At 62.9% G+C, this 26,993-nt stretch carries 32 protein-coding genes; 19 read left to right on the top strand and 13 right to left on the bottom strand.

The features are described 5' to 3' along the window. The first annotated feature begins 27 nt into the window (after positions 1 to 27). From AYX22_RS01735 to AYX22_RS01755, 5 genes are read left to right on the top strand one after another with little or no spacing between them, the layout of a single operon-like run. Positions 28 to 435, top strand: coding sequence for a RidA family protein (locus tag AYX22_RS01735; RefSeq protein ID WP_207595832.1), 408 nt, complete (start codon positions 28 to 30; stop codon positions 433 to 435). Positions 436 to 492: 57 nt separating this feature from the next. Continuing rightward, positions 493 to 1,497, top strand: a complete 1,005-nt coding sequence (locus AYX22_RS01740) for a LacI family DNA-binding transcriptional regulator (protein WP_207595833.1) — start codon at positions 493 to 495, stop codon at positions 1,495 to 1,497. 18 nt (positions 1,498 to 1,515) lie between these two features. After that, positions 1,516 to 2,616 carry a D-TA family PLP-dependent enzyme gene (locus AYX22_RS01745; protein ID WP_207595834.1) on the top strand — a complete coding sequence of 367 codons (1,101 nt, stop codon included), beginning with the start codon at positions 1,516 to 1,518 and terminating at the stop codon, positions 2,614 to 2,616. 24 nt (positions 2,617 to 2,640) lie between these two features. Continuing rightward, positions 2,641 to 2,847 carry a ribbon-helix-helix protein, CopG family gene (locus tag AYX22_RS01750; RefSeq protein WP_242703479.1) on the top strand — a complete coding sequence of 69 codons (207 nt, stop codon included), beginning with the start codon at positions 2,641 to 2,643 and terminating at the stop codon, positions 2,845 to 2,847. Positions 2,848 to 2,879: 32 nt separating this feature from the next. Next, positions 2,880 to 3,308, top strand: a complete 429-nt coding sequence (locus AYX22_RS01755; protein WP_242703605.1) for a Fic family protein — start codon at positions 2,880 to 2,882, stop codon at positions 3,306 to 3,308. Here AYX22_RS01755 and AYX22_RS01760 read toward each other — a convergent pair. After that, a complete protein-coding gene (locus AYX22_RS01760; protein ID WP_207595836.1) occupies positions 3,226 to 3,747 on the bottom strand; it encodes a flavin reductase family protein in 522 nt (173 codons plus the stop codon). The genes AYX22_RS01755 and AYX22_RS01760 overlap by 83 nt on opposite strands. A gap of 201 nt (positions 3,748 to 3,948) precedes the next feature. Between AYX22_RS01760 and AYX22_RS01765 the strand changes: the two genes are divergently transcribed. From AYX22_RS01765 to AYX22_RS01800, 8 genes are all read left to right on the top strand, one after another. Next, a complete protein-coding gene (locus AYX22_RS01765; RefSeq protein ID WP_207595837.1) occupies positions 3,949 to 4,251 on the top strand; it encodes an urease subunit gamma in 303 nt (100 codons plus the stop codon). A gap of 9 nt (positions 4,252 to 4,260) precedes the next feature. Beyond that, positions 4,261 to 4,614 (top strand): urease subunit beta, encoded by a 354-nt coding sequence (locus AYX22_RS01770; RefSeq protein WP_207595838.1) that lies wholly within the window; start codon positions 4,261 to 4,263, stop codon positions 4,612 to 4,614. After that, a complete protein-coding gene (ureC, locus tag AYX22_RS01775; protein WP_207595839.1) occupies positions 4,611 to 6,341 on the top strand; it encodes an urease subunit alpha in 1,731 nt (576 codons plus the stop codon). Before AYX22_RS01770 ends, ureC begins: the two co-directional genes overlap by 4 nt. 17 nt (positions 6,342 to 6,358) lie before the next feature. After that, positions 6,359 to 6,832 carry an urease accessory protein UreE gene (gene ureE / locus AYX22_RS01780; protein WP_207595840.1) on the top strand — a complete coding sequence of 158 codons (474 nt, stop codon included), beginning with the start codon at positions 6,359 to 6,361 and terminating at the stop codon, positions 6,830 to 6,832. A 141-nt stretch (positions 6,833 to 6,973) separates the two neighbouring features. After that, a complete protein-coding gene (locus tag AYX22_RS01785; RefSeq protein WP_207595841.1) occupies positions 6,974 to 7,645 on the top strand; it encodes an urease accessory protein UreF in 672 nt (223 codons plus the stop codon). Between the two features lie 23 nt (positions 7,646 to 7,668). Further along, positions 7,669 to 8,286 (top strand): urease accessory protein UreG, encoded by a 618-nt coding sequence (gene ureG, locus AYX22_RS01790; RefSeq protein ID WP_207595842.1) that lies wholly within the window; start codon positions 7,669 to 7,671, stop codon positions 8,284 to 8,286. 236 nt (positions 8,287 to 8,522) lie between these two features. Next, entirely contained in the window at positions 8,523 to 9,377 is an 855-nt protein-coding gene (locus AYX22_RS01795) for an urease accessory protein UreD (RefSeq protein ID WP_242703606.1), read from the top strand. After that, on the top strand, positions 9,377 to 10,432 hold the full coding sequence (locus AYX22_RS01800; protein ID WP_207595843.1) for a nickel transporter: 1,056 nt from the start codon (positions 9,377 to 9,379) through the stop codon (positions 10,430 to 10,432). The genes AYX22_RS01795 and AYX22_RS01800 overlap by 1 nt, the downstream gene beginning before the upstream one ends. On the opposite strand, the gene AYX22_RS01805 is transcribed toward AYX22_RS01800, so the two are convergent. Beyond that, positions 10,410 to 11,099, bottom strand: coding sequence for a serine hydrolase domain-containing protein (locus AYX22_RS01805; RefSeq protein WP_278251944.1), 690 nt, complete (start codon positions 11,097 to 11,099; stop codon positions 10,410 to 10,412). The two genes, AYX22_RS01800 and AYX22_RS01805, sit on opposite strands and share 23 nt — an antisense overlap. Continuing rightward, positions 11,096 to 11,386 carry a serine hydrolase gene (locus AYX22_RS24280; RefSeq protein ID WP_278251945.1) on the bottom strand — a complete coding sequence of 97 codons (291 nt, stop codon included), beginning with the start codon at positions 11,384 to 11,386 and terminating at the stop codon, positions 11,096 to 11,098. Before AYX22_RS24280 ends, AYX22_RS01805 begins: the two co-directional genes overlap by 4 nt. Positions 11,387 to 11,534: 148 nt before the next feature. On the opposite strand from AYX22_RS24280, the gene AYX22_RS01810 reads away from it, so the two are divergent. After that, on the top strand, positions 11,535 to 12,044 hold the full coding sequence (locus AYX22_RS01810; protein ID WP_207595844.1) for a sigma-70 family RNA polymerase sigma factor: 510 nt from the start codon (positions 11,535 to 11,537) through the stop codon (positions 12,042 to 12,044). Positions 12,045 to 12,049: 5 nt separating this feature from the next. Next, a complete protein-coding gene (locus AYX22_RS01815; RefSeq protein ID WP_207595845.1) occupies positions 12,050 to 13,084 on the top strand; it encodes a hypothetical protein in 1,035 nt (344 codons plus the stop codon). A gap of 66 nt (positions 13,085 to 13,150) precedes the next feature. Here the strand turns inward: AYX22_RS01815 and AYX22_RS01820 are convergent, their stop codons facing one another. Then, a complete protein-coding gene (locus AYX22_RS01820; RefSeq protein ID WP_242703480.1) occupies positions 13,151 to 15,895 on the bottom strand; it encodes an alpha-amylase family glycosyl hydrolase in 2,745 nt (914 codons plus the stop codon). A gap of 355 nt (positions 15,896 to 16,250) precedes the next feature. On the opposite strand from AYX22_RS01820, the gene AYX22_RS01825 reads away from it, so the two are divergent. Continuing rightward, positions 16,251 to 16,448 carry a hypothetical protein gene (locus tag AYX22_RS01825; protein WP_207595847.1) on the top strand — a complete coding sequence of 66 codons (198 nt, stop codon included), beginning with the start codon at positions 16,251 to 16,253 and terminating at the stop codon, positions 16,446 to 16,448. Further along, positions 16,445 to 16,675 carry a hypothetical protein gene (locus tag AYX22_RS01830; RefSeq protein WP_207595848.1) on the top strand — a complete coding sequence of 77 codons (231 nt, stop codon included), beginning with the start codon at positions 16,445 to 16,447 and terminating at the stop codon, positions 16,673 to 16,675. The genes AYX22_RS01825 and AYX22_RS01830 overlap by 4 nt, the downstream gene beginning before the upstream one ends. 74 nt (positions 16,676 to 16,749) lie before the next feature. Here the strand turns inward: AYX22_RS01830 and AYX22_RS01835 are convergent, their stop codons facing one another. Genes AYX22_RS01835 through AYX22_RS01855 form a run of 5 tightly spaced genes read right to left on the bottom strand, consistent with a single transcriptional unit; the run spans position 16,750 to position 21,567 of the window. Beyond that, entirely contained in the window at positions 16,750 to 17,799 is a 1,050-nt protein-coding gene (locus AYX22_RS01835) for a beta-propeller fold lactonase family protein (protein ID WP_207595849.1), read from the bottom strand. A gap of 2 nt (positions 17,800 to 17,801) precedes the next feature. Further along, complete coding sequence (locus tag AYX22_RS01840; RefSeq protein ID WP_207595850.1) at positions 17,802 to 18,632, bottom strand: aldo/keto reductase; 831 nt, start codon at positions 18,630 to 18,632, stop codon at positions 17,802 to 17,804. Between the two features lie 30 nt (positions 18,633 to 18,662). Continuing rightward, on the bottom strand, positions 18,663 to 19,742 hold the full coding sequence (locus tag AYX22_RS01845) for an NAD-dependent epimerase/dehydratase family protein (protein WP_207595851.1): 1,080 nt from the start codon (positions 19,740 to 19,742) through the stop codon (positions 18,663 to 18,665). Continuing rightward, positions 19,739 to 20,710 carry an aldo/keto reductase gene (locus AYX22_RS01850; protein WP_207595852.1) on the bottom strand — a complete coding sequence of 324 codons (972 nt, stop codon included), beginning with the start codon at positions 20,708 to 20,710 and terminating at the stop codon, positions 19,739 to 19,741. The genes AYX22_RS01845 and AYX22_RS01850 overlap by 4 nt, the downstream gene beginning before the upstream one ends. Before the next feature lie 35 nt (positions 20,711 to 20,745). Then, positions 20,746 to 21,567, bottom strand: coding sequence for an aldo/keto reductase (locus AYX22_RS01855; protein WP_207595853.1), 822 nt, complete (start codon positions 21,565 to 21,567; stop codon positions 20,746 to 20,748). Positions 21,568 to 21,783: 216 nt separating this feature from the next. Here AYX22_RS01855 and AYX22_RS01860 point away from each other — a divergent pair, with 216 nt between their 5' ends. Then, a complete protein-coding gene (locus AYX22_RS01860; protein WP_207595854.1) occupies positions 21,784 to 22,668 on the top strand; it encodes a helix-turn-helix transcriptional regulator in 885 nt (294 codons plus the stop codon). A gap of 59 nt (positions 22,669 to 22,727) precedes the next feature. On the opposite strand, the gene AYX22_RS01865 is transcribed toward AYX22_RS01860, so the two are convergent. Both AYX22_RS01865 and AYX22_RS01870 read right to left on the bottom strand, forming a co-directional pair. Beyond that, entirely contained in the window at positions 22,728 to 22,937 is a 210-nt protein-coding gene (locus AYX22_RS01865; RefSeq protein ID WP_011773002.1) for a dodecin, read from the bottom strand. Between the two features lie 108 nt (positions 22,938 to 23,045). Next, positions 23,046 to 23,852: an SDR family oxidoreductase gene (locus tag AYX22_RS01870; protein WP_207595855.1), complete on the bottom strand. Its 807-nt coding sequence runs from the start codon at positions 23,850 to 23,852 to the stop codon at positions 23,046 to 23,048. A gap of 160 nt (positions 23,853 to 24,012) precedes the next feature. On the opposite strand from AYX22_RS01870, the gene AYX22_RS01875 reads away from it, so the two are divergent. Beyond that, positions 24,013 to 24,444, top strand: a complete 432-nt coding sequence (locus AYX22_RS01875; RefSeq protein ID WP_024819067.1) for a universal stress protein — start codon at positions 24,013 to 24,015, stop codon at positions 24,442 to 24,444. Between the two features lie 80 nt (positions 24,445 to 24,524). Here the strand turns inward: AYX22_RS01875 and AYX22_RS01880 are convergent, their stop codons facing one another. Then, positions 24,525 to 26,201, bottom strand: a complete 1,677-nt coding sequence (locus AYX22_RS01880) for a thiamine pyrophosphate-binding protein (RefSeq protein WP_207595856.1) — start codon at positions 26,199 to 26,201, stop codon at positions 24,525 to 24,527. Then, positions 26,198 to 26,989: a cyclase family protein gene (locus tag AYX22_RS01885; RefSeq protein WP_207595857.1), complete on the bottom strand. Its 792-nt coding sequence runs from the start codon at positions 26,987 to 26,989 to the stop codon at positions 26,198 to 26,200. The genes AYX22_RS01880 and AYX22_RS01885 overlap by 4 nt, the downstream gene beginning before the upstream one ends. Between the last annotated feature and the right edge of the window lie 4 nt (positions 26,990 to 26,993).

The raw sequence follows: 26,993 nt of genomic DNA on the forward strand, positions 1-26,993 counted from the left end.
AACCAACCCGACAAACGAAGGAATCCCATGCCTAATGCAGTCACCCTCATTCGCTCCGACCGGCTCACGTCAGCAGCTCAGTACGCGTATGCGGCGACCGCCCCGGCTGAAGCCCGGCTTGTCTTCCTGGCGGGATCCTGCCCGCTGAACGAGGACGGGACCACGGCAGGTATTGGGGACTACAAAGCCCAAGCGGAAAAGTCGGTCGAAAACATGCTGCTGGCTTTGGACGCCGCCGGAGCGGGAATCGGGGACGTCATTTCCACCCGGGTCCTGGTTGCCTCGACCCAGCAGGCCGATCTCGTCACCGCTTGGAACGTGGTCCGTGCCGCCTTTGCCGACCATGACGTCCCGAGCACCCTCATGGGCGTCACCGTCCTTGGCTACGACCATCAGTTGGTGGAGATCGAGGCCGTCGCTGCAGTCATGGACTGACTCCATCAAGGCCTGATCTGCAACGATGTATGCCAACAGTACAAAAGGAGCACTTTGATGGCTGTCACCATGAACGACGTTGCGCGCGTTGCCGGGGTCTCGTTGAAGACGGTTTCCAACGTGATCAACAACTACGAGTTCATCCGCCCCGCCACCAAACAGCGCGTCCTGGACGCGATCGATGAGCTGGGTTACGAGACCAACCTGACGGCCCGCAGCCTCCGCTCGGGCAAGACCAGCATGCTCGGATTGGTCCTCGCCGACCTTTCCATCCCGTATTACGCCGAGTTGGCGTCGGACATCATGAAGGCGGCCTGGGCGCGGGGCTACCGTGTCCTCGTGGAGCAGTCCGGAAATGAGCCTGAGCACGAAAAGGCGGCGCTCCAGGGCCAGTTCCGCACTCTCACTGATGGCCTCCTCTTTATTCCACTCGCCCTGGACGCTGAACAGATCATCGCTGCCGCGGGCAAGAAGCCGTTGGTCCTGCTGGGTGAATTCGTGCAGGATCCGCGGCTGGACATGGTCCTCATTCAAAATCATCAAGCCGCCGCTGCGGTCACCACGCACCTGCTGGCTGGCGGCCGCCGTCGTATAGCTGTTCTGGGCGCGCGCGACGGCGACACAACCGGCAGTAACGGCCTGCGCCTTGAGGGGTACAAGGCTGCGCTCGCTGACGCCGGGGTGCCTTACGATCCTGCCTTGGTGGTGCCGTGCGATTGGCGGCGGGATGGCGGCGCTGCCGCCACGGCCAGGCTCCTGGACAGCGGAGTGGAATTCGACGCTGTCTTCGGACTCAACGATGCCCTCGCTTTGGGGGCGCTGCATGAGCTTCTGGTCCGTGGCAGGAGAGTCCCGGAGGAGATCGCCGTTGCTGGTTTTGATGATATTGACGAGGCGCGGTTCGCGTCGCCGTCTTTGACCACAGTGGCGCCGGGGCGTACGGAAATTGCGGAGCGCGCCGTCGAACTTCTCATCGAGCGGATTGAAGCCAAGAACGCGGCGCCCACTGTCCAGCAGCCGGAAGCGAAGTTCGAATTGCGGGTCAGGCAGTCGGCGCCGTAGGCCGTTAGTGTTTGTGGAATGAACGTGATCCCCGCTGAAGTTGTTACCCCTGCTGTCATGATCGACCTCGATGTCCTTGACCGAAACATCGAACGCATGGCGGCAAGCATGCTCAGCAGGGGACTCAAGCTCCGGCCGCACGTCAAGACGCACAAGACCCTGGAGATCGCGCGAAAGCAGCTGTCAGCCGGGGCCGTAGGGATCACCGTTGCCACGATCGGCGAGGCCGAAGTCTTCGCGGCGGACGGCGTGAAGGACATCTTCATCGCGTACCCACTCTGGGTTGAAGCCACGCACGCTGATCGCCTGCGGGCTTTGACAGCAACGTGCCGCCTGGCTGTTGGCGTCGATTCGGCGGACAGCGCGACGGCGATGGGTCGCCAACTCGGAGCCGAGGCAGCCAGCGTTGAGGTGCTGATCGAAGTGGACAGCGGACACCATCGCAGCGGCGTGCTGCCGGATGAAGTGGTGGCCGTTGCCGACGCGGCGGCTGCTGCAGGACTGAGCGTGCAGGGCGTCTTCACGTTCCCCGGTCACAGCTACAAGCCCGGCATGCCGACTGGTGCGGCAAGCAACGAGAATGAGGCACTTGGCTTGGCGGCGACGTCACTGTCCGAGGCCGGCTTCGAGGTGACCACCATCAGCGGAGGGTCCACGCCTACCGCCTTGCTTGACGGCGAAACGGTGGCCACGGAGCTCCGTCCGGGAGTCTACGTGTTCGGCGATGCCCAGCAACTGGAGCTTGAACGGTGCACGTGGGACGACATTGCACTGACTGTCGCTGCCACCGTTGTCAGCAGGCACGAAGCCGCAGGCGGAAACGTGCGCCGGGTGGTGGTGGACGCTGGCAGTAAGATCCTGGGCAGCGACCGCCCGGATTGGGCCACCGGATACGCACGGCTTCCCGAATACCCCGAAGCAAGGGTCACTGCGCTGTCTGAGCACCACGCCACGGTTGTCTGGCCGGACTCGTCCGAACTTCCGGCGCTTGGCACCCGGCTCCGGGTGATCCCCAACCACGTGTGCCTGACCATGAATCTGGTGGACGAAGTTACTGTGGTGCGGGATGGGGCTGTGGTGGAGCAGTGGGCCGTGGCCGCCAGGGGCCGGAACAACTAGGTACCGTTTTGGTACCACCGAGACATGGCTATGAATCTGCGCGTCCCTGAGGACCTTGATCGACGACTGGAGAAATTGGCTGCAGAGGAGCACGCCTCAAAGTCCGCGCTCCTGTTGCAGGGCGCAGAGTTGGTTCTGCAGCGTCATGCGCGACGACGTGAAATCAGCGAGGGACTGGATTTCGTGACGAGTCATGATGCGGAGCTGCTGACGCGCCTTGAGGACGCGTGACGGCGTACCTGGACATCGAAGATGCCCTTCAAGTGGTTGATCGGTATGGATTCCACATCCGGGATGTCAGCTTGCTGGCTTCGGCGTTGGCCAGGCCAGCTACAACCGTCAAGGGTGCAGAAGCATATCCTGACCTGGCACTGAAGGCAGCCGCTTTGCTGGAGTCCGTGGCCCGGTTCCATCCACTCATTGACGGGAACTTGCGGACTGCGTGGACGCTCATGGTGCTGTTGCTGTGGGTCAACGGATACCGGCATGACTTCACCTCCGACGAGGGCTTTGAGCTTGTGGTCGGAGTTGCCGCGGGTGCCATCGAATTGCGGGATTCCGCCGCCAAGATTTCCCGGCACCTTGTGACCCGCCAGCCCAAGGGCGCGGTCAGCCAACCGCCTGCTCGCTGCGGAAAAGGGTGTGGAACTCCCGGTTGTGGTAGACCAGCGGGGCCGAATCGGCGGGGCTGAATCGGATATCCACAACGGTTGCGGCCAACAGCACGGAGCCACCCAGTGGTGCCCGATGAACGATTTCGCACCGCAGCGCCCATGGAGCTTCCCTGAGCAGGGGCTCGCCTGTGGGCAGCAGTTCCCAGTCCATGTCGCTGGTGAAGCGCGGGGCTAGTGGGTCCGCGAAAGTGCGAACGAGGTCCACTTGGTCCGCGCCCAAAAGGTGCACGACGATCGTTTGCGCGGCAGCGATATGCGAAGCTGATCGGCCGCCTGTGACGGAGAATGCCAGCGTCGGCGGATCCACCGCCACCGATGCCACCGAGGACGCCGTGAGCCCTACGGCTCCTTCCGGTCCTGACGCGGTGATGATGGCAACTCCTGCTGGATGAGAGCGGAAGGCGGACTTGAAGAGCTCGCCGACCGGCTCTGCCGGCAAGGGGGTGTGATGGGACATTCATGAACCTTCGTGGGACTGGGAGGGGTTGGCGCCGCTTTGCGGAAGCGCACCTGAACGATGCTATGACCTCAACTTAAGTTGAGGTCAATTCGGGAAAAATTCGACCCCCCGTTGAGACGATTTGGAAACGTAGCTGAAACTTCCGGTCCCTACGCTGGTCACAACTGTCACGGTCGTGCCCACGTACAAGGAGATTCGATGCATCTTTTGCCCCGCGAGCAGGAGAAACTCATGATCGTGGTGGCTGCCGACCTGGCGCGCCGCCGCCAAGCGCGGGGGCTGAAATTGAACTACCCCGAGGCTGTGGCAATCATCAGCTACGAACTCATCGAAGGTGCCCGTGACGGCAGGACCGTTGCTGATCTCATGAGCTATGGAACCACCCTGCTCCGCCGCGAAGATGTGTTGGAAGGCGTGCCGGAGATGATCCACGACGTCCAGATCGAAGCCACCTTCCCTGACGGCACCAAGCTCGTCACAGTCCACCACCCCATCCGCTAGGAGCCCCCCATGATTCCCGGTGAATACAGACTCCAGCCCGGTTCCATCGCGTGCAACAGTGGCCGTGAGGCAATCGCTGTCGAGGTGGTGAACCGCGGCGACCGCCCCGTCCAGATCGGTTCGCACTACCACTTTGCCGAGGCGAACGGCGCCCTGGAGTTCGACCGCGACGTTGCCTACGGCCGCCGCCTGGATATCCCGGCCGGAACGGCTGCCCGCTTCGAACCCGGTGATCGGAAAACCATCCAGTTGATCGAGATTGCCGGGGCGCGTGAGGTTTATGGGCTCAGTAACGCTGTGAACGGAACGCTCGACGGCGGCCCCCGCTTGAGTGCGTCGGATCCAGAAGGAGTCGCCAAGTGAGCTTCGAGATTTCCCGCAAGCAATACTCCGAGCTGTACGGCCCGACGACGGGCGACGCCATCCGCCTGGCCGACACCGAACTGTTCCTGGAGATCGAGAAGGACTACACGGTTTACGGCGAGGAAGTAGTGTTCGGCGGCGGAAAAGTGATCCGCGACGGCATGGGCCAGAACGGCCAGTTGACCCGCTCGGAGGACATCCCTGACACAGTGATCACCAATGTGATCGTGCTGGACTACACCGGTATCTACAAGGCGGACGTTGCCCTCAAGGACGGGCACATCTTCAAAATCGGCAAAGCCGGCAACCCGCAGATTGCCGACGGCGTGGACATCGTGATCGGGGCCAGCACGGAGATCATCGCCGGCGAGCGGAAGATCCTCACCGCCGGCGGCATCGACACCCACATCCACTTCATCTCCCCCGAACAGGTTCCGGCAGCCCTGTGCAACGGCATCACCACCATGGTGGGCGGCGGCACAGGACCGGCTGAAGGCACCAAAGCCACCACCATCACGCCCGGCGCCTGGCACATCTCGCGAATGCTGCAGGCCGCCGAGGGACTCCCCGTTAACATCGGCCTGTTCGGGAAGGGCCACGCATCCGCCGTCGAGCCACTCGCTGAGCAGATCCGCGCCGGTGCGGTCGGGCTTAAAGTGCACGAGGACTGGGGCTCAACCACCTCGTCCATCGACATGTCCCTGCGCGTTGCCGACGAATACGACGTCCAAGTGGCCATCCACACCGACACCCTCAACGAGTGCGGCTTCGTGGAAGACACCATCCGGGCAATCGACGGCCGCGTGATCCACACCTTCCACACCGAAGGAGCCGGCGGTGGGCACGCCCCGGACATCATTAAGATCGCCGGACTTCCCAACGTGCTCCCGGCCTCCACCAACCCCACGCTGCCGTACACGCGAAACACCATCGAAGAGCACCTGGACATGCTCATGGTCTGCCACCACCTCAACCCGGACATCCCGGAAGACGTGGCCTTTGCAGACTCCCGTATCCGGGCCGAAACCATCGCCGCTGAGGATGTCCTGCACGACCTCGGCATCTTCGCGATCACGTCGTCGGACTCCCAGGCGATGGGACGCGTTGGCGAAGTGGTCACTCGGACGTGGCAGGTAGCGGACGCCATGAAACGGCAGCGCGGCGTGCTGAAGGACCCGTCCGGGACAGCTCACGGTTCTGCCGACGCGGACAATTTCCGACTCAAGCGCTACGTCGCCAAATACACCATCAACGCGGCCATCGCGCAGGGAATGGCAGATGTGATCGGCTCCGTGGAAGAAGGCAAATTCGCGGACCTCGTCCTCTGGGACCCCGCCTTCTTTGGCGTGAAACCCGAGCTCGTCATCAAAGGGGGCCAGATCGCCTACGCACTCATGGGCGACGCCAACGCCTCCATCCCCACGCCCCAACCCCGCACCATGCGGCCCATGTTCGCAACGTACGGCAAGGCATTGCAGCAGACGTCCATCACCTTCCTGTCCAAAGCAGCGATCGACGCCGGGGTCCCCGCCGAACTCGGCCTTGAACGCATCATCAAACCCGTCACCGGCATCCGCAACCTCACCAAAGCGGATCTCAAATACAACGGCGAAACCCCGGACATCGCCGTCGACCCCGAAACCTACAAAGTGAGCGTCGACGGCGTCGAAGTCACCTCCCAGCCCTCCGACGTGCTGCCCATGGCGCAGCGCTACTTCCTCTTCTAAGCCGTTTAGGAAACCACATGATCATCGAAAAAATCCTGGGCAACCTCCACGAACAGCCCAACGCCTACGCCGGGCATCACAAAGAAAAGGTAGTCCTCCCCAGCGCACTGCTGGTTAAACGCATCCAACGCGTCACCACCGACCACGGCAAAGAACTCGGCATCCGCCTCCCCACCGGAACCGGCGACCTCCGCGACGGCGACATCCTCGCCATCAGCGACGCCAACCTCATCGTCATCTCCGTACTGCCCACCGACGTCCTGGTGATCGGGCCCCGAAGCATCCACGAAATGGGGGTGGTGGCGCACTCGCTCGGCAACCGGCATCTGCAGGCACAATTCTTCGACTCTGCGTCTGAGTACGGGGCCGAGGTCATGGTTTGTCAGTATGACCACACGGTCGAAGACTTTCTGAAGAGCGTCGGCGTCCCCTACGACAGGCAAGAGCGGGTCATGCCGGTGCCGTTCCGCCATGCTGAGCACTCGCACTAAAGCTGTGCGCCGGGTCAGGTTGGGTGCGCACGCTTGCGCTCCGCTGGGAAGGGGGCCGTGCCCGCTTCGCGATGCCCGCCACGCCGCGGCCCCCTTCCCAGCTCCGCTCAAGCGCGCCGTCCACACCTCGGGCGACGGGCTGTGAGTGCTATCTATCAGCTGGCTCTTCAACAGTTAACTGACTCCGCTTTGCCTACGGGGGCGTTTGCTCATTCTTTGGGGTTTGAGAGCTACATACACCGTGGGCTCGTGGGCGATGAGGGGTCTTTTGGGTGTTGGTTGAGCGCTTTTGTGGGGCAGCAACTGACCTATTCGGATGGGTTGGCTCTGCGGTTCCTTTATGAGGGGGTGGATGTTGGCTTGTTGGATTCTGTTCTTTCCGGGCAGTTGTTGGCTCGGGAAGTGAGGGAGGCGTCTTTGAAGATGGGGGGACGGCTGTTGGAGATCGGTGGGGAGGTGTTCCCGTCGGAGGAGTTGGAAGCGTATCGGGAGTTGGTTCGTGGGGGTGGGGCCGGGGGGCATCAGCCCTTGGCTTTTGGTGTCATCGCGCGGTCATTGGGTGTTCCTTTTGAGGCGGCGCTCTCTGCCTATCTGTTTGCCACGGTGACTTCGCTGACGCAGAATGCCGTGCGCGCCATACCGCTCGGACAGAACGCGGGGCAGCGGGTGCTCCGCCACGCGCACGACGCCGTTGCTGCCGCCGTCAAGGATGTAGCACAGCTGTGCTGGGACGACTTTGGGGCCGTCAGCCCCGGACTTGAAATTTCACAAATGCGGCACGAACGGCAACGCGCCCGCATGTTCATGAGCTAGCTATTGCAAAGGACAGAAAAAACATGACAGAACCCATCAAAATCGGTGTCGGCGGACCCGTCGGAGCAGGCAAAACCCAGCTCGTGGAACGCATCACCCGGCACATGAGCGGCGACATCTCCATGGCTGCCATCACCAACGACATCTACACCATCGAAGACGCCAAAATCCTCGCCGCCAACGGCATCCTTCCCGAGGACCGCATCATCGGCGTCGAAACCGGCGGCTGCCCCCACACTGCCATCCGTGAAGACACCTCAATGAACACCGCAGCCATCGAAGAACTTAAGGCCCGGCACCCCGACCTGCAGGTCATCTTTGTCGAATCCGGCGGCGACAACCTCTCTGCCACCTTCAGCCCCGAACTCGTCGACTTCTCCATCTACATCATCGACGTCGCCCAAGGCGAAAAAATCCCCCGCAAAGCCGGGCAAGGCATGATCAAGTCCGACCTCTTCATCATCAACAAAACGGACCTGGCACCCCATGTCGGAGCCGACCTGGCCATCATGGAGAGGGATTCCAAGGAATTCCGGGGCAACAAGCCGTTCTGCTTCACCAATCTCAAGACCGATGAAGGGCTGGAGGAGGTCCTCAACTGGATTCGCCGCGACGTCCTGATGCTTGATCTGGCATCGTGATCGGCGGGGCTGCGGCGGCTACGCCGGATTTTGGGCCGCGCCCGTCCCCAGCCGCTCCCAACTCTCGCAAGCTCGAGTCGGGTCCCTCGCGGCAGTGGGCCCCCCACGATGCCCACCACGCCGCGGCCCAAAAATCCGGCTCCGCCGCCGCAGCGGTCGGCTCACGTCGCGGCAGCGAGCAGCGGACGTTGCAGGCCGCACCGAGCCCTACGGGAAAGCTGGGGCCGCACGCTGGGTTGGCTTTCCCGGAGCGCCCGGTGCGGGGGCGGTTGGAGTTGGGCATCAGTGTGCGGGGTGGGCGGTCTGTTGCTTCGCGGCAGTTTCATGAGGGCGCTTTGAGGGTGCTTAGGCCGCATTATCTCGATAGGTCCGGGCAGGTTTGTTATGTCATGGTCAATCCTGGCGGGGCGTACCTGGGGGCCGATCTGTTTGTTGTTGAAGTGGAGGTTGATGCGGGGGCGGAGCTATTGCTGACCACACAGTCTGCCACGAAGATCTATCGCACTCCGGGGTCGTTTGCTGAGCAACGGATGACTGTCCGGCTGGGGGAAAGCTCGCGGTTGGAGCTGATGCCCGATCAGTTGATTGCTTACCGGGAGGCAAGCTATCGGCAGAATTCGCACCTCAGTCTCCACCCGACGTCGAGCCTTGTCATGGCAGAGGTCATCACGCCGGGGTGGTCGCCCGACGGCGAATCCTTCAGATACGAAGAGGTCCGACTGCGGAATGAGATCTGGATCGAAGACGGAAAGGGGTCGAAGCTGTTGGCCCTCGATAACCTGCTGATCAGGCCACCGTTGGGGGACGTGACGGGGATGGGGTTCATGGAGGGCTTCAGCCATCTGGGATCGTTGGTGGTGGTGGACCCGCGGGTTGATCAGGTGCTTGCTGATGACCTGGACCGCCTATCCCGTGATTTTGAGGCGTACACGGGCGTTTCCTTGACGGCGACTATTGCCGGGACTACTGGGCTTGTGCTGCGATCGTTGTCCAACAGCACTGAGGAACTCAACACATTGCTGGGTGTTTGCTCCGGCGTCCTGCGGGAACGTTGGTACGGGCAGGGACCCTTGAACCTGAGGAAGTATTAATGACTGCGCTGACCGAGTTCGCCACCATGTACCGGGAGCGGGAGACGTTGTCCCTGCGGACCAGGCTGCTGTTCACGTTTGGTGCCGTCGCCGCGTTGCACGTTGCCGCCGTCGTGCTGTTGCTAGCGGGTACGGCAGGAGGTGCGCAGCCGCTGGCGCTGGGACTGGTGGTCACCGCGTATGTGGCCGGCATCAAGCACAGCTACGACTGGGACCACATCGCCGCGATCGACAACTCCACGCGCAAATTCGTGGCGCAGCACAAGGATCCAGTGAGCGTGGGGTTTGCGTTCAGCCTGGGCCACAGCTCCGTGGTGATCCTGGCGGGCTTGCTGGTGGTGGCCGGTGCGACACTCATCGGGCAGTTCATGCAGGACGGCACTACGGGTAACAAAGTGCTGGGCCTGATCGGCAGCGGCGTTTCCGGGCTGTTCCTGTTGGCGATGGGCCTGTTCAACGGTTCCGCATTCGTCCGCGCAACGCAGGTTTACCGGAACGTTCAGGCCGGCGGCGAGGTGCGGCCCGACGACCTTGAGGCCAAGGGTTTTGTGGCCCGCCTCCTCGCCAAGCCCCTGTCCAAGGTGGAGCGGCCACGGAACATCTATGTCATCGGTTTCCTGTTCGGGCTCGGGTTCGACACCGCCACCACCATCGGGCTGCTGGTGATCACCACGACGGCGTCGCTCGCCGGGGTCTCGCCGCTCGCCTTAATGGCGCTCCCGCTCGCGTTCACCGCCGCTATGACCCTGTGCGATTCAGTCAATGGCGTGGCCATGATGAAGATGTACAAGTCGGCCATCCACAACCCGCAGCGCAAGCTCGGCTTCAACGCCGTGATCACTGGCATCTCGGCCGTCTCGGCATTGTTCATCGCCGTGATCACGCTCGGCGGATTCATCAACGCCGCCTTCGGGTTGGAGGACCCGTTGACAACCTGGCTTGGTGAGGTAGACCTTGGCGACGCAGGCCTGATCCTGGTGGGCCTGTTCGTGCTGGTGTGGGCCGTGTCCTCAACTGCGCGACCTACTTGGGTCAGGAAGCTGCCACCGCGTTGAACAGCTCGGTAGTGTCCACGCCGAGGTCCGGAGTGTCCAGGACGTTGGTCAGGAACACTACGCAGCGGTCCTGTTCGGGGAGCATCCACCATTCTGTCCCCGCCCAGCCAGGGTGGCCATAGATTCCCTGCGCCAGCAGCTCAGACTGGTTGGCGGGCAGCTGGAACCCAAGTCCGGTATGGCGCAGGGGCTTTGGCCGGGTGGTGATGTGGGAAACCTCGGTGGTGCGGGGTCGACGCATGGCAGCAAGGGTTGCCGGTTGCACAGCCGTACCGGAATCCCTCAGCAATTCCGAGCCCAGGTTGAGCAGGTCCGTGGCTGTGCCGAACAGTCCGGCGCCGGGATGCTTTTTCCGATACATTCCCTCCACGTCAAGACCTGGTCCCTCGGTGCCGTGGACCGTGTGCGGATTGCAGGTGGTGTCGAAGGTGAGGCCTTGAGCTCCTGTGTCCGCTGCCAGGGTCAGGAGCTGTTCCTCGAACGGGCGCCCGTCAGCCCACTCTGCCATCGCGGCGGCCCCTTCGAAAGCGATGTTGCAGTACTGGACCAGTGAACCCGCATAGAAGGCCTGCTCCGCGGAGGTGAGGTCCTCACGAAGGGGAGTGCCGCCGTCGAGCGCCGGGTCCGCAATACCGGAACGGTGACTCAGCAGCTGCTCCAAGGTCACCTTGTCCGTGCGCCGGGCACCGATTCGGGCACGGCCGCGTCAAGGGTGGAGCCCAGCGACAACTTGCCCTGCTCCACCTGGCGCATCACGGTCAAGGCGCTGATGGGTTTGGAAACAGAGAACAGTGCAAAGTGGTCGTCGGCCGCGGCCTGCCTGCCGCCATCGGCACCGAACGCCACAACGTCCTCGATGCCGTGGCTGGATGCGATCCCCAGCACAGCAACCGGCACTCGGCCAAGGTCTACCTGCTTGCGGGCCCAGTCTGCGGAGGGTCCTGTGTCCACCATGGTTGTTCCACGCTCTCGTTGGGGGTCTGTGAGTCGAATCTATCGCGGGTGGCTGAAGAAATTTGCCAGCGCCTGTAACCGTGGCTGCCCGGCCGGAAACTATACAAGTATCCTGCAGTTCAGGGCTCTATATCAGGGGGAAACAATCGTGCTTTCCGAGCGCGAATTGGCGTTCATCGCCATTCACAAAGACAGCTACCCATTCGTCTTCAAATTCGTCTGCCGACGTGTTGAATCCGCCGAGGCCGCGGAAGAGATCGCAGCAGACGTGTTCCGCGTCGTCTGGCAAAAGTGGACCGACGACTCACGCCCCGAGCTCCCGTATCTATTGACGGTTGCGCGGAACCTGGTGGGGAACGCGTACAGGAGCCGTGACCGGCGGCTGGCACTCCAGGAAAAGCTGCGGACGACGGCGGTGGAGCGGTATGGCGATGAGTCCGAAAACGTCGCGGTACAGGATGCCATGATGCGGCTGCGTGAACAGGACCGGGACATCCTGCAGCTGGCCTACTGGGACGGCTTGAGCGCCGCAGAAATAGCAGGGGTGCTGCAGTGCAGTGAATCTGCGGCCAAAGTCCGTCTCCACCGGGCCCGAACGGCGTTCCGGAAACAGATGCCTGCAGGGGCCGAAACCACCACACACAAGATGGGGGTCTGAAGACAATGGATCCGATCAAGAACCAGATTTCAGCGATTGACCCGCTCACTGTCGATCCAGTTGCGGAGCCCAACGGAGAAGAAGCGCTGCACAGGATACTCTCGGGCTCTACGGTGTTCAGCGACGGCCACCCGGTTGCGGCTGTGGCGTCCCTGGAACGGCGCAGGCGACGTAAGGCACAAATTGCGGGCGGGCTGTTGCTCGCAGCTGCGGCCGTCACGGCGGGAGTGCTGGTAGCCGCGAACCTAGGCTCCGTGAACACCGCGCCGGCGCCTGCCGTCACGGTCACGACGACAGAAGCGAGCCCGTCACCGAGCGCATCGGCGTCAGCAACACCGACACCCACGGCCACGCCCTCGGCGACGCCCACGGCGGCTGCACCGGTAACCACCCCGCCCGCTTCTCCGCCGGCTCCAACCGTTCCCGTGGTGGCACCTACCCCCGTTTCCACCACGACATTGCCGCACGCTTCCCTTTCGCAGACCTTTACCTTCCCCGACGGGCACCTCTCCTTCACGCTTCCGGTTGGTTGGAGCGCATATACAGAGCAGGGGCCGTATCTTTCCGAGGAAACGAAGGCTGCATCCCAAGGGGCCACCATCCTGGACAGTGCAGGCACCAAGGTAGCAATGGTGGCCAGCGGGTTCTACGGAGACGGCACTGCGGGCGAGGTAACCCGGACTGTCTATGACCGGGCTGCCGTCCCAGGGCTTAGGGATATTGCCGGCAATCCTGTGGAGTTTGGTTTCGCGGCCAACCAGTCCAGGTACGTTCCGTACGGAGCGCCGGAGGGCAGCGCCAAAGTCCTGGGGGATATGAACTATTTCATGGACGTTCGCCTGGCCTCGGAGCTCCAGGCCGGGGAGACGGACTCGGGAACCAACCTGATCAGGATGCCCAACGGATTCATGAACGCCTACGTGCTGTTCGACTTCGACAAGCAGCCAACCTTCGCAACCCCTGAAGCTGCCAAGGCCTATATGGCCACCACGCAGTACGCCCAGCTGAAGTCCATGCTCCTCAGCCTGAGCTACAAGTAACCCATCTGAGTAACAGCAAACGTCGCTCTGACAGTCCAGAGCGACGTTTGCTGTTACCTAGTTGGGCTAGCGGGTGGTGACCAGGTGGCTGGCGGGGTCGTACCGGAAGGTGACCGGTCCGCCGTCGTGTTTCACCGCGATGTTGCTGCCGTTGGGGGCTCCGCCGAGGCCATAATTCTCAGCCCAGGAGTTGTTGATGGCGGCCTTGAACTCGTAGCTCCCGGCGGCGAGGTTGGGCACGGAGAGCTTCCAGAGCCCATCAACGGTGTCCAGGGACAGCTGGGCCTGGGCGCAATCCGGCATCCAATCGCCGGCGCAACCGAGCTCGGAATTCAGGCTTCCCGGCACCGACACGGCGGCGGGTTGCTGGCCGGCAACCGCTGCGCTGATCACGTTGGTTGCGTGGTCGTACAGAAAAGTGACGGCTCCGCCTGAATGCTGGAAGACCACGTTGGCGCCGTCCAACTCTCCGCCGGCACCGTAGTTTTCGTCCCAGGTGCCATTGAGCGCGGCCTTGAATTCATAGCTTCCGGCCGGGAGGTTGGGGACGTTGAGTTGCCACAGCCGATGGGTCGGCTCATAGGTCATCAGTGCCTGTTCACAGGACGGCTGCCAGTCCTCGGCGCAGCCCAGTTCGGTGTTGAGGCTGCCGGCCACGGTAACGGACTCGGGCTGGGTCGGTTCACCCACCACACCGCTGCGCGGCTCACTGGCCGATGTCTGCCCCCGGTTGTCCAGCACCACCGCGCGGTACTCCACCGACGTTCCCGCCTCCAGCGAGGACACGTCATGGAACACCTGGTACGGCGCGTTGTCGTCGGTGCCGATCGCTTGCCACTCGCCGCCAGCCGTACGCGACTGGAAGGTGACCTCATAGAATGAGCTGCCGTCGACGTCGGCCGTTACCTTCACACGGGACGCGTCACCGGCCGCGGTGACTGGCTTCTTAAGCACGACGCCGGGAGCCGCCTTGGACTTCGCGAGTCGCCCCGCTGCTTCGTACACCACGGCGGAAAGCGGCGGCACGGTGACGTTCAGCTTTGCCTGCGGATCGGTTTTCACGTCCGCTTCGGCGTCACCGTAGACCAGCTTGAACGGTTGCTTGGCTTCATACGTGGGAATTGCGGCTGTTTGGGCAGTCTCACTGTTGTTCACTGCCACGACGTATTCGCGCTGGTCCTTGGCGTCGATACGTGAGAAGGCGTAGATCCCGGCACCATCGGCGGCGTAACGGTTTTGCTGGGCCCCGGTGCGGAGCGTGGGGTGCTCAGCGGTGAGCCCGGCGAGTTCGCTGATCTTCCGGTACAGCGGGTGGCCGGTGTCAAAGTTGTCCGTGGCGTGGGTGGAGTTGGTGCCCAAGAGGTCGTCATCCAGGTACTCCTGGACCTTGCTCGCGAACAGTGTCTGCCGTGAATCCTGATCCCCGCCTGCCCCCGTGAAGCCTTGTTCGTCTCCGTAGTAGATCACTGGGTTGCCGCGCGAGAAGTACATCAGCTCATGGGCGAGCTCGTCGCGTTCCAGCAGTTCGGCGTCGGACGCTCCTGCGTTGTCCTGGGCGATGAAGGTGCCGATGCGGCCCATGTCGTGATTTCCCAGGAAGGTGGGCAGTTGGTAGACGTTGGAGTCGGCGTCCGTGTACCAGTCGTCCCCGTTGAAGAAGTCGGCCAGTCCGGTGGCCTTGCTGCCCTGGGATGCGAAGCTGCGGGCCGCGCCCTGGAAGCCGAAGTCCAGCACAGCCTGCATCTTGTTCCTGGTGGTGAACGTGGAGGTGATGCTCTTTGAGGTGTCGAAGACCTCCCCGAACATGAAGAACTCGTCCTTGCCCTGTTCCTTGGCATAGCTCAGAACTCGGGGTCCGAACTGCTGCCAGAATTCGTCGTTGACGTGTTTCATGGTGTCGATGCGGAATCCGTCGATGCCGAAGTCGCGGATCCAGGTTTTGTAAACGTCCATCATCCCGTTGACCACCGTGGGGTTTTCGGTGAAGAGGTCATCCAGTCCGAAGAAGTCGCCGTACAGGGAGTCCTCACCGGCAAAGTTGGTGTTGCCGCGGTTGTGATAGAGCGTGGGGTCGTTCAGCCAGGACGGAACCTTGACGTCCTTCTCGGCGGCCGGCACCACGGGCGTGTACGGGAACGACGTCGCCGGGTCCAAGGCCGGGAAGTCCTGCGTTCCGGCGTAATCGCGGTCGTCGAAAACCTCGCCCGCAGCTGTCCGGTAGGGCTCGGTTTCCTTGGAGATATAGGGCGCGGACTGCGTCTCCTGGTACTGGATGACATCCGCCGTGTGGTTGGTAATGATGTCGAAGTACACCTTCATGCCCCGCGCGTGGGCGGCATCGATGAGGGTCTTCAACTCGGCATTGGTGCCTAAGTGGGGGTCGATCTGCGTGAAGTCCGTGACCCAGTAACCGTGGTATCCGGCGGAACTGTTCGCCAGGGTTCCGTCACCCTGGACTGCTTTGTTCTTAAAGCTCGGCGTGAGCCAGAGGGCGTTGGTTCCCAACCCTTGGATGTAGTCCAGCTGGTCTTGGAGACCCTTCAAGTCCCCGCCGTTGAAGAACCCCTTGCGGGTGGGGTCATAGCCGGACGCCATCGGATCGGCACCGAGCCCGCCGTCGTCGTTGGCCTTGGTGCCGTTGTTGAAGCGGTCCGCCATGACGAAGTAGAAATTCTGATCGCTGACTCCTCCCCGGATGGAGTGCTGGGCTGAGGGATCCGGTGTCTTAGTGACCGGAGCGGCGCCCGCGGGGAGGACAGCTGTGGCAGTGAGGGCCGCCGTCGTCAGGACGACGGCGGCGAGGCGGCCCAAGGGGCGGCGTTGTTGGGGGAGGTCGGGTCTATGGCTGCGAGCTAACAAGTGATGGAACCTTCCGCTAAGCGACAGTGCTGTGGGACACGTCACAACTGTAAGCGCTTGCTTACCCTTAATCCAGAGAATTTCAGAGTTACGGGATGTGAAGAAAAGTGGGTTGCGCCAATTTATGGAAGCGTTTGCAGCCGGTATAGCTTGATCTTCGCAGAATCGGCACTGTGCACCTGCATCAGCGTGGGCTGGAATGCTATGCATTTGGCCATAACGGAGCACGTGTGACTTGCATAGGGTTGAAGAGATCTGCTTCACACTACGCAGTGCCCCGATCTATCCCCAAGGATGAGTTTCAACGATGAAGAGCATCGCCCTCCTGCGCGAACGAGCCACCCGCACCATGCCTACCGGTTCCCATTGCCCGGCGTCGGGCCTGTGGAGCCCGGACTCCGATCCGGACGCCGTCCAGGTGTTCCCCGAGGGCCACGTGCTTCCTGCCCACAACGGAGTGGCGACTGTCTGGCGGCGCCGCACTGCTGCTGAAGTGTCAGCGTGACCAGCTCCATCCTGAACCGGCCCGCAGGCTACCGGCACGTTCCTGCCGCGGAGTGGTCCGAGCTTAGTTCCGGCGATCCTGTGTGGATTTACGACGTCGCATGGGGCGCCGGTACGGGCCGCGTTGACGATGTCTCCAAGCACCAGGAACTGCTCTGGGTGGTACTTGAGCCGACGGGCCGCAAGCTGCTCTGCGGCACGGACGACGTCCAGGTCTGGTCCGTCTAGAAAGACTCGCCGAGGTGGCATTTAATACCAATGTCTGAGCGGATCATACGTATTGGGTGCCACCTCGGCGGTAGTTAGACGGCGGATATCAGCATGCTGGGTGAGCCGGTCTCCACGCGGCTGACGGGGCCGTCCGGCAAACCGGTGGCTGGGTCCAGCCTGAAACTCACGACGTCATCCGAGCCTTCGTTGGCGACGTACAGCCAGCCTTCGCGGACCAAATGATGGCGGGGCCAGTCGCCGCCACAGGGAACGTCGGCGAGGGGCTCAAGTTCTTTGCCGTCGTGGGTTACCTTCAGGACGCAGATACGGTTGGATCCCCGAACACCCACATACGCGAACCGGCCATCCGGTGACAGCGCGATCTCTGCCCCGGAGTCGCCGTCGAATGGCTTGTTGATGCTGGCCGGAACAACTCCGGTGAGCTCGTACGTGCCGTCCGGTTCCATCCTGACAATGGCCACCTCCACCGAATACTCGGTGTCCACGAACACGGATCCACTGTGATGCCGTGCCATATGCCGCGGCCCCGAGCCCTTGGGCAGCACCACCTCGTGATCGGGCTGCAGGCCTTCGCCAGGAGCGTACGTCCACACGCGGACCAGGTCATGCCCAAGATCGGTGGTCATCACCCGGCCGTCGGGGAGCATCAGGCTCGAATGCGCGCGACTGGGACGTCCGCCGGCACTGGCTGCCGCGAAGTGTGGATCGACGGCGGCTGCCGCGCTGGTGCGCGAGGTGATGGCGCCGTCGTGGTCCAGTTCGTAAAGGATGACCTGGCCATCGCCCCAACAGGTGGCCACTATGAAACGGCCGTGGGGATCCACCGCAACGTGGCAGGTGGCGTCTCCGGCCGGCCACGGCTCACCGAAAGCTTCCAGCTCTGCCGCGCCCGTCCGGCGGTAGGCCCGGACCGTTCTACCTTCCTCGGCGACTGCGTAAACCAGCGGAAGCGTGGGGTGCAGCGCAAGGAACGACGGCGAATTGGCGGCGACCGCCAGGCCAGTGAACGTTAGGTGCCCGTGGTCGTCTGCCGAGAGCACGGAGATGCCCTTGCCGTTGCCGCTCCGGTCTGCCGTGTAGGACCCTACCCAGATCAGCGTTTCAGTGCTTTTCGGTTCCATTCTTAGTGCCCCTGTACGTCCGAGTCGACGCCTGCGTCAGGTCCGGCGTCGAGGGTTTGCAGTTTGGAAAGGTCCTCCTGGTCCAGTTCGAAATCGAACACGTCCAGGTTCTCCTGCATGCGTTCCGGATTGGCGGTCTTGGGAATGGCAACCAGCCCTTGCTGGACATGCCAGCGCAGCACCACCTGGCCCGGAGTCTTCGCGTACTTTCCACCAATGGCGGCCAGCACCGGGGCGTTGAGCAGGTCGCTGCTGGCACCCAACGGGCTGTAGGACTCGGTGATGATGCCATGCCGATCGTTGTAGGCCCGGGCGGCCGGACGGGGAATGGAAGGGCTGACCTGGATCTGGTTGACCGCCGGTACCACCTCCGTTTCCCGGAATAACTGGTCAAGGTGCGCTGGCTTGAAGTTGGAGACGCCGATGGAACGGACCTTGCCGGAGGCCTGCAGTTCCTCGAAGGTCTTCCACGTGGAGACGAACTCTCCACGACGGGGGAGCGGCCAGTGGATCAGGAGCAGGTCGACATACTCGAGGCCGAGGCGATCCAACGATCCCTCAAGCCCGTCGAGGGCCTTGCCGGAGCCTTGGAATTCGCCATCCAGCTTGGTGGTGATGAACAGTTCTTCACGACCCACTCCGCAGGCGCGAATGCCCTTGCCCACACCCGTCTCGTTCCCGTACTTCTTTGCCGTGTCCACATGCCGGTAGCCATGTGACACCGCCTCCACTACGGCGTCGGCAACCTGGGCATCATTCAAAGGCCACGTCCCGAGTCCCAGCTGCGGGATCTTGAAACCGTCGTTCAGTTCGATCAGTGGGGCAAGTGCCATGGGCTGGGTCTCCTCTGGGTTTCTCTGTTTCTACGCTGGCCGCTGGCTGCTTGGCAACAGTGATCGTCGTGACCAGTCATGGAGCCGGTCGCTCAACTCCATGAAATCTTCCTTCACAACCTGCAGCTCCGGGTGGGCATCGTGCCACTCCACGATCTCCCGGGCGCCGTCCGCGAACGGAATAGTGGCCCGGTAATCAGGAACCAGCGCCTTGATCTTCGAATTATCGAAGACCACCGAGTGCGAGCGGTCGCCCAGCAAGTTGGGGCCCAGCTCCGGGCTGTGGGCGGCGATGGTTTCTGAGGAAACGTGGAATAGTTCGGGTTCCGCGACGCCGGCTGCCCTTGCGAAAAGACGATAGACCTGGTTCCACGGCAGGAACTCGTCCGAGGTAATGGTGTAGCTCTCGCCAATGGCCTGCGGCCTGCCCAGCAGCCCGACGAAGGCCTTGGCGAAATCCCTGCTGTGGGTCAAAGTCCAGAGCGAGGTTCCATCTCCGTGAACCAGGATGGGCATCCCCGCGCGCATGCGGTGAATGTCGGTCCACCCGCCCACCATGGCGATCTTGGTGCGGTCGTAGGTGTGGGATGGCCGCACCACCGTCACCGGAAAGTCCTGTTCGCGGTAGGCCTCGAACAGCAGTTCCTCACAGGCGATTTTGTCCCGGGAGTACTGCCAGAACGGGTTCTTCAGCGGGGTGGATTCCCGGATAGGCAGTGTTGTTGGCGGTTTTTGGTACGCCGAAGCAGAACTGATGAACACGTACTGACCCGTCCGCCCACGGAACAATTCGATCCCGGCCAGCGCCTGGTCCGGGGTGAAGGAGATGAAGTCCGCAACGGCGTCGAACTCTCTTCTCCCCAGTACTTCCTGCACAGCGAGCGGGTCGCGGATGTCCGCATGGAGGACCTCCGCACCGTCGGGAACCGGTCGCCCGGCTGACCGTCCCCTGTTGAGGATGGTCAGCCGGTGGCCCAGTGCGACGGCGCGTTCAGCCGCCGCCGCGCTGATGACGCCGGTTCCGCCGATGAACAGGATGTTCCGCGGCGAAACGGTGTCCGCCGCCGCTCCGAGGACGTCGGGGAAGCCGTGGGCGCGGAGGCTGCTCACCAGGCGTAGTCTTCGGGGGCAGGGCGATGGCCCGGGAAGATGTCATCCAGCCGCTTAAGGGCGTCTTCGTTCAGTGTGACGTCCAGCGCCCGAATGGCTGCATCCAGTTGTTCCTGCGTGCGTGGACCCACGATCGGTGCTGTGACGGCCGGTTGGTGAAGCAGCCAAGCCAAGGCTACGTCGCCGGGCGCGTGGCCCAGCTCGTCCGCGAAATCCTCGTACTGGCGGATCTGGTCCTCGTGCTGCTTGAGGGTTTCCAAGGCCCGGCCCTCAGCGCGGCGAACTCCCTGCTCCTCCTTCTTGAGAACGCCACCCAGCAGCCCGCCCTGCAGCGGCGACCACGGAATCAGGCCCAGGCCGTACTGTTGGGCCGCCGGAATGACCTCAAGCTCCAGCTCGCGCCGGAAGAGGTTGTAAATGGACTGCTCGCTGACCAAGCCGGTGTAGTTCCGCCTCCTGGCCGCTTCCTGCGCCTGGGCAATGTGCCAACCCGCAAAGTTGCTGCTGCCCGAGTAGATGATCTTGCCCTGCTGAACGGCGACGTCAATGGCCTGCCAGATCTCGTCCCAGGGAGTATCGCGGTCAATGTGGTGGAACTGGTAGATATCGATGTAGTCCGTCTGCAAACGCTTTAGGCTCGCGTCCAGGGCCCGCCGGATGTTCAGTGCCGACAACTTGGACTCGTTGGGCCGGTCCGTCATGGTGCCGTACAGCTTGGTGGCCAGAACGGTCCGTTCGCGGCGCTCGCCGCCCTTCGCGAACCAGCGGCCAATGATTTCCTCGGTCCAGCCGCGGTGCCCGGCTCCGCCGTATACGTTGGCGGTGTCAAAGAAGTTGATGCCGGAATCCAGTGCGGAGTCCATGATCGAGTGGGCCGTTGCTTCGTCGGTCTGGGGACCGAAGTTCATGGTGCCCAGGCAGAGGCGGGAGACTTTCAGGCCGGAGCGGCCAAGGTGGGTGTACTGCATGGTTGGTGAGGTCCTTTGCTTTGTACAGTCAGGGCTTAGAGCTGGGTGAAAGCTGCGACGGCGGGATCGGAGCCGATGCGTGCGCCCGCCTCCAGTGCCGTAATGGCTGCCAGCTCGGATTCAGTGAGGGAGAGGTCGGCTGCTCCGAAGTTCTCCCGCATTCTGGTGGAGTCCGCTGACTTGGGGATGACGATGGTTCCCTGCGCCAGGTGCCAGGCCAGGATTACCTGTGCAGGAGTAGTGCCGTGTGCTGCTGCGACGAGGGCCACCTGCTCGGCGTTCAGGTCCTTGCCCTGGCCCAGCGGGCTGTAGGCCTCAACGGCAATGCCCAGGTCGCGGCACTTGTTGGCCAGTTCGCCCTGCTGGAACGTCGGGTGGACTTCGATCTGGTTCACGGCCGGAACCACTTCTGCTTCCTTGAGCAGTGTGTCCACGTGGTCGGAGAGGAAGTTGGAAATGCCGATGGCCCGGATCTGCTTGTCTTGGTACAGCTTTTCCATGTCCTTCCACGCCTGCGTGAAGAGGCCCTGCGATGGGACTGGCCAGTGGATCAAGTAGAGATCGATGACTTCCAGGCCCAGGGCATCGCGGCTTCGCTGGAAGGCGTCATAAGCCTCGCCCTGCTCGCCATTGCGAAGCTTGGTGGTGATGAAAAGTTCTTCCCGGGGGATTCCCGATGCAGCGACAGCGGCACCAACGCCGGCTTCATTGCGGTAGGCGGCTGCGGTGTCGATGTGACGGTAGCCGGCGTCCAGGGCATCTTCCACGACCTTCTGGGTTTCGTCGGCAGGTACTTGGAAGACACCAAATCCGAGCTGGGGGATGGTGACGCCGTTATTCAATGTCAGCTCTGGCATGACGGTCTCCTTCGACGGATGGTTATGGCGGTGACGCTCCGGCATTCTGGGTCCGTAATTTCCCGGGTTCCAGAAAGCGTTTTCGGAGGCTCTGTACTGAGCCTATGCAGTTTTGCCGGCAGAGTCAGCAGTCCAACCTGATCCTGTTTTTCCTAGGTCTGTCAGTCCTACCCACAATGGTGGTGTTTCACACGTCCGCAACGGCAGAATGGACGGATGGGTCAAAGCGCCGAGTTCGGTAAATTCCTCAAAGTCATGCGTGCCCGCCTCTCACCCGACGACGCCGGGGCGCAGGAGTCCGGCGGTGCCAGACGCGTGCCCGGACTCCGCCGCGAGGAGGTTGCACGCCTTTCCGGTGTGAGCACTGACTACTACACACGCCTGGAACAGGGCCGGAACATCCACCCCTCCAAGGCGGTCCTCGATTCCGTGGCCCGCGCACTCCGCCTGGACGCGGGGGAGCAGGCACACATGATGGACCTGCTGGAGCACTGTGCCAGCTCTGCAGGAAGTCCCGGCCCCGTGCAAAAGGTGCGGCCGGCCCTTCGGCAGCTGCTGGACGCCGTCGGAGATGTTCCCGCCCTGGTGCTGGGCAGGCGCGCGGATGTGCTGGCCGGAAACCGGCTGGCCCACCTGCTGTTCGCCGATTTCGCGGCTTTGCCTGCAGCCGAGCGGAACCTGACGCGCTGGATCATCCTGGATCCAGCGGCCGGAGCGTTGTTCAGGGATTGGAAGACCGTGGCCGCTGAGGCTGTCGGGGCGCTGCGCATGGACGTGGGCCGGCACCCCAACGATCCCCAAACCAACCATTTGGTGGGCGAACTTGCTGTCCACAGCGAGCATTTCCGTCAGTGGTGGGCCGGCCACAGGGTTGCCACGCGCTCCGCGGGAACGGTCCGGTTGCACCACCCGGTTGTAGGCGACCTGGAACTGAACTTTGAAACCCTGAGTCTCCCGGACGACCCCGACCAGCTCCTGCGGGTCTATTCGGCGAAGGCAGGTTCGCCGTCGTCTGACGCTCTGACGCTCTTGAACTTTGGCGACATGGGCGCCCAAGCTGAAGTCTCGACACCCGAACCCGCCCGCCGAGAAGGCAGTTAATGACAATCCGGAGCTCCGGAACTGTCATCAACTGCCATCTCGTGTGGGTAGAGGGGGAGTCAGCGCTCCAGGCGGAAACCGAGCTTGATGGTGACCTGCCAGTCGGCCACTGCGCCGTCCTCGAGGTGGCCGCGGATTTCCTTGACCTCAAACCAGTCCAGGTTCCGCAGCGTCTGGGAGGCTGTTGCGATGCCGTTTTTGATCGCGTCGTCAACGCCTTCGGTGGAAGTTCCTACAATTTCGGAAACGCTATATGTGTGGCCAGCCATGGTGCTCCTCATCAACGTCTTACGAATCTCTGGAAAATCCGACCCGCCAGGCAGGCCGTCCAAGCAGACTAGCCCACGGATCTCCGTGCGGCCAGAGCCTGCGCTGGCTTAGCTTTCGCGCCAATCATTGCTGGTGATGTGCGAACCGGCCTGCGGTCCCATCTGCAGCATTCCGCCGTCCACGGGCCAGGACGCTCCATTGACGTAGCTCGACGCCGGGGATGCGAGGAAGGCGATGACGGCGGCGATTTCCCGTGCGTCACCGGGGCGTCCCAACGGAACCCCGGGCCTTTCCTTCTGCGTGGGATCCTCGTCTTCCTGGCCGGTCATGGGCGTCGCAATCTCGCCCGGTGCCACGTTGTTGGCGGTGATTCCGTACTCGGCGAGTTCCAAGGCCATGGTTTTGATGAGGCCGCCCAATCCGTGTTTGGAAGCATCGTAGGCGGAGGCCCCTACCCGCGGCTGGAATTCGTGCACGCTGGTGACGGCGATGATGCGCCCGCCGCGGCCTGCCCTCACCATGCGCTTGGCCGCTGTTTGCATGGCTACGAACGCACCGTTGAGGTTGGTGTCCAAGGTGGACATCCAGGTTTGGTAGTCGAGGTCCAGGAACTTGGTGCCGTCGCCGGTTCCGGAGTTGTTGACGAAGACGTCCACGCCACCGAGTTCCTCAGCGAGTTTGTCGATTGCGTCCACCGTGCCTTGGACGTCTGTGGTGTCGAGTTGATGGACTACGGCTTTACGGCCGAGGCCACGGACTTCTTCCGCGGTTTCCTCGGCGCCCTTCTGGTCCGTGTGCCAGGTGATGCCCACGTCCATGCCCGCCTTGGCCAGAGCCACCGCCGTGGCCCGTCCGATGCCTGAATCCGACCCCGTGACAATGGCTGTCTGCGGGGAAAATGATGCGTCGCTCATGGTCCTGCCTTTCGCTCGGGTGATCATTTCGATAGATGTACCCCTACCCAGTGATACTGGGCATAAACACTCCCGGCGCAAAGGGTCATCCCGGCAGATGATGATGGAGTGTAGATTTTCTTGCAGCAGCACCCAGTGATCCCCACAACCAGGAGTCCTCATGTCAGAAGTTATTGTGGTCGGCGTCGACAACAGTGAGACCGCCAAGCGCGCAGCAGTGGCAGCAGCGAAGTTCGCCACCGCTCTCGGCGCCGAACTGCACGTGATCAGCGGCTTCTCCGATGACCGCATCGAAGAATTCGGCAGCGGCAGCGACCGCATCACCGTCTCCTCCGCCGACTCAGCGGAATACGTTGCCCGCAAGGTCTCCGAAGAACTGGACGTTCCTGCCGGAAACATCAAGTACTTCGCGGCGCGCGGTACTCCGGCCAACGCCCTCATCAATTACGCCGAAACCAACAACGCCTCGCTGATCGTGGTCGGCAACAAGCGCATGAAGGGCCTGGGCCGCGTCCTGGGCAGCATCGCCAACAGCGTTGCCCACGGTGCGCCGTGCGACGTGTACATCGTCAACACGGACGTCGACGCGTAACCACCCAAGTAAGTAACAGCAAACGTCGCTATGACCGCTCATAGCGACGTTTGCTGTTACCCAGTTGGGCGCCCCGGCGCTTAGTGTCCCTGGAACGCTTCCGCCAGCCACCACGAACCACCGTCGGACGCGATCTTGGCGTCGATCACCAGGGGCCGGTCTTGTGTCCCGGCTTCATAGGCCGCGATCCACGGGCGCGCAGCTTCCAGGTCCGCGATGGTCCGCACGGTCACACCTTCGGCACCGAACCCACGGGCTATGGCGGCGATGTCCGTTTCCGGGAACACGACGCTGGAGAGCTCGGCCTCCGAGTGCTCCGACGCGAAGTGGTGGACCTCCGCCCCATACGCGGCGTCGTTGTAAACGATGCACACCATGGGCAGTTTCAGCCTCGCGGCGGTCTCCAACTCGCTGATGCCCATGAGGAACCCACCGTCGCCCGCGCCCAGCACCGGCAGGCGCTGAGGCTGGGCAAGCGCGGCGCCAATAGCCGTGTAAAGCCCCAGCCCGATCGCCTGAAATGCCTGCGTGAAGCAGAACCCGAACTCATCCGGAACAGCGAGGTACTGGCTGGGGTAGCCCATGAAGTTGCCGGAATCCACGGCCACGATCCGCTCGGATGGGAGCATCGAATCGAGTTCCCGGGTGAGGACGCGGGGATCGATGGAGGTCGCCGTGGACAGATCCGCCGTGGAAACGTCCCGCCACCGCGAGCCCCGCTTGATGGCCAGGGCGTTGGTTTCGGTGCGGTACTTCCCAGCGGGCTCGGATTGCACGGTCCGCAGCGCCGTCAGGGTGTCCACAGCAGTCAGCGCAGAATCACCCAGCAGCCCCAGGGTGATGGGTCGGTTGGCGCCGAGCGCGGAGTCTTCGACGTCGATCTGCACCACGTTGGTGCCGGTGGAGATGAGTCGTCCGTGCCGCATGGTCCACATGTTCAGCGCGCAACCCCACCCCACAATCAGGTCCGCACCGCTGATGAGTTCCGCAGTGGTGGGCGACGAAAAACCACCCGAGATGCCCAGGTTGTGCGAGTCGCCGTTGAACAGTCCGCTCGCCACTGCCGACGTTGCCACCAGCGCACCGGCATGCCGTGCCAATTCCAGGATCTCGTCCCGGGCGCCCCGTCCGCCGCGTCCCGCGACGAACACGGGCCGTTCCGCGGCGGAAATCAGGGCCACCAACTGCTCCACTGCGGCAGCGTCCGGGCGGGTCTTTAGCGGCTCAGGCACGACGACGGCACTCACCTCATCCGCGGCGCTGGCACTTTGGACGTCCAACGGCAAGCTCAGGACCACCGTTCGGCGCTCGTTCACCGCGGTCCGGAAGGCCCGGACAGTGTCTGCCACAGCTGTGGCGGGGGAGTGGATCCGTTCGGCCACGGCGCCGACGCTTCGGGCCAACGCGTCTTGGTCGATCTTGAAGTTGGACCGGATCGCTGCAGCCTGGGTGTCGGCGGTCAGCACGATCATGGGAGTGCGGCTCTTCGCGGCTTCACCGATTCCCGTAATGGCATTGCTGAGCCCGCAGCCCTGGTGCGTGGTGACCACTCCCACCTTGCCGGACATCCGCGAGTAGGCGTCGGCCATGGTCGCAGCACCGCCTTCGTGCCGGGTGGCGGTGAAAGAGATTCCTTCGGCCATGAGGGTGCCGGTGACATCGAAGTTGCCGCTGCCCACCACTCCGAAAACATGCCCGACGCCGAGCTTCGCCAGTGTCCTGCCCACCAGGGTGGAAACCCGTACCTGCTCACTCATGCCTGCTCCACCGCGCCCTTTTCCACCAGCGCGTAGACCCGGCTCGGGCTGCCGGTGCCGCCCACAATGGGCAACGGAGCAACCACCAAGGTGGCGCCCGTAACGGGGAGCCGGTCCACGTTCCGCAGCGAGGTGACGCCATATTTATCCGCACCGAGGAGGAACGAATGCACGGGGAACATCGGATCCAGCCCGCCGGCCTGCCCGGCATCGATCCCCACGGTTTCAACACCGAAACCGCTGATCGAAGTGTTACCGGCAAGCCACTTGGCACCTGCCGCAGAGACACCGGGAGTGTGGGGTCCGGCGTCGTCCGCGTTGACGAAAGCCGCAGCGTCAGCGCCACGCGCCGCCCAACCGGTCCGGAAGATGATCCAGCAGTTCTCCGGAAAAGCGCCGTGCTGTTCCTGCCATTGCTCAAAGTGCTCAGGTTCCAGCAGGAAGTCAGGGTCCGCGGAGACCTCTGCGGTCTTGTCGATCACCGCGATGGGCCCCACCAGGCGGTGGGGTTCGATCTGGTCCACGGATTTGCCATCCTTGCCGGTGATCCAGTGGACGGGCGCGTCCAGGTGCGTCCCGGCGTGCTCACCCACGGTGACGTCGTTCCACGCCCAAGCCGGTCCGGCGTCGTCGAAATTGCTCACCGGCGAGACGGACAATCCCACCGTGTTCGCAAAGGGCTGCGGCAGGTTCAGGATGGGGGTTTCGGAGCTGAGGGGCGTCGTGAGGTCGATGATCTCCACCGAGCCATTCGAAAGGGCTGCAGTGAGCCCGGCCAGAACAGACATTGTT

It is taken from the genome of Arthrobacter sp. D5-1 (assembly GCF_017357425.1).
In the GTDB taxonomy this organism is placed as follows: Bacteria; Actinomycetota; Actinomycetes; order Actinomycetales; family Micrococcaceae; genus Arthrobacter.

Excerpts from the sequence above, each read along its gene's own strand:
- AYX22_RS01825 (WP_207595847.1), top strand. The coding sequence starts at position 16,251 with ATGAAGAGCATCGCCCTCCTGCGCGAACGAGCCACCCGCACCATGCCT.
- AYX22_RS01750 (WP_242703479.1), top strand. The coding sequence starts at position 2,641 with ATGGCTATGAATCTGCGCGTCCCTGAGGACCTTGATCGACGACTGGAG.
- AYX22_RS01835 (WP_207595849.1), bottom strand. The coding sequence starts at position 17,799 with ATGGAACCGAAAAGCACTGAAACGCTGATCTGGGTAGGGTCCTACACG.
- AYX22_RS01885 (WP_207595857.1), bottom strand. The coding sequence starts at position 26,989 with ATGTCTGTTCTGGCCGGGCTCACTGCAGCCCTTTCGAATGGCTCGGTG.
- AYX22_RS01760 (WP_207595836.1), bottom strand. The coding sequence starts at position 3,747 with ATGTCCCATCACACCCCCTTGCCGGCAGAGCCGGTCGGCGAGCTCTTC.
- AYX22_RS01735 (WP_207595832.1), top strand. The coding sequence starts at position 28 with ATGCCTAATGCAGTCACCCTCATTCGCTCCGACCGGCTCACGTCAGCA.
- AYX22_RS01870 (WP_207595855.1), bottom strand. The coding sequence starts at position 23,852 with ATGAGCGACGCATCATTTTCCCCGCAGACAGCCATTGTCACGGGGTCG.
- ureE (WP_207595840.1), top strand. The coding sequence starts at position 6,359 with ATGATCATCGAAAAAATCCTGGGCAACCTCCACGAACAGCCCAACGCC.
- AYX22_RS01860 (WP_207595854.1), top strand. The coding sequence starts at position 21,784 with ATGGGTCAAAGCGCCGAGTTCGGTAAATTCCTCAAAGTCATGCGTGCC.
- AYX22_RS01855 (WP_207595853.1), bottom strand. The coding sequence starts at position 21,567 with ATGCCAGAGCTGACATTGAATAACGGCGTCACCATCCCCCAGCTCGGA.
- AYX22_RS01765 (WP_207595837.1), top strand. The coding sequence starts at position 3,949 with ATGCATCTTTTGCCCCGCGAGCAGGAGAAACTCATGATCGTGGTGGCT.
- AYX22_RS01740 (WP_207595833.1), top strand. The coding sequence starts at position 493 with ATGGCTGTCACCATGAACGACGTTGCGCGCGTTGCCGGGGTCTCGTTG.
- AYX22_RS01880 (WP_207595856.1), bottom strand. The coding sequence starts at position 26,201 with ATGAGTGAGCAGGTACGGGTTTCCACCCTGGTGGGCAGGACACTGGCG.
- AYX22_RS01815 (WP_207595845.1), top strand. The coding sequence starts at position 12,050 with ATGGATCCGATCAAGAACCAGATTTCAGCGATTGACCCGCTCACTGTC.
- AYX22_RS01840 (WP_207595850.1), bottom strand. The coding sequence starts at position 18,632 with ATGGCACTTGCCCCACTGATCGAACTGAACGACGGTTTCAAGATCCCG.
- AYX22_RS01745 (WP_207595834.1), top strand. The coding sequence starts at position 1,516 with ATGAACGTGATCCCCGCTGAAGTTGTTACCCCTGCTGTCATGATCGAC.
- ureG (WP_207595842.1), top strand. The coding sequence starts at position 7,669 with ATGACAGAACCCATCAAAATCGGTGTCGGCGGACCCGTCGGAGCAGGC.
- AYX22_RS01770 (WP_207595838.1), top strand. The coding sequence starts at position 4,261 with ATGATTCCCGGTGAATACAGACTCCAGCCCGGTTCCATCGCGTGCAAC.
- AYX22_RS24280 (WP_278251945.1), bottom strand. The coding sequence starts at position 11,386 with ATGGTGGACACAGGACCCTCCGCAGACTGGGCCCGCAAGCAGGTAGAC.
- AYX22_RS01850 (WP_207595852.1), bottom strand. The coding sequence starts at position 20,710 with ATGCAGTACACCCACCTTGGCCGCTCCGGCCTGAAAGTCTCCCGCCTC.
- AYX22_RS01875 (WP_024819067.1), top strand. The coding sequence starts at position 24,013 with ATGTCAGAAGTTATTGTGGTCGGCGTCGACAACAGTGAGACCGCCAAG.
- AYX22_RS01865 (WP_011773002.1), bottom strand. The coding sequence starts at position 22,937 with ATGGCTGGCCACACATATAGCGTTTCCGAAATTGTAGGAACTTCCACC.
- AYX22_RS01800 (WP_207595843.1), top strand. The coding sequence starts at position 9,377 with ATGACTGCGCTGACCGAGTTCGCCACCATGTACCGGGAGCGGGAGACG.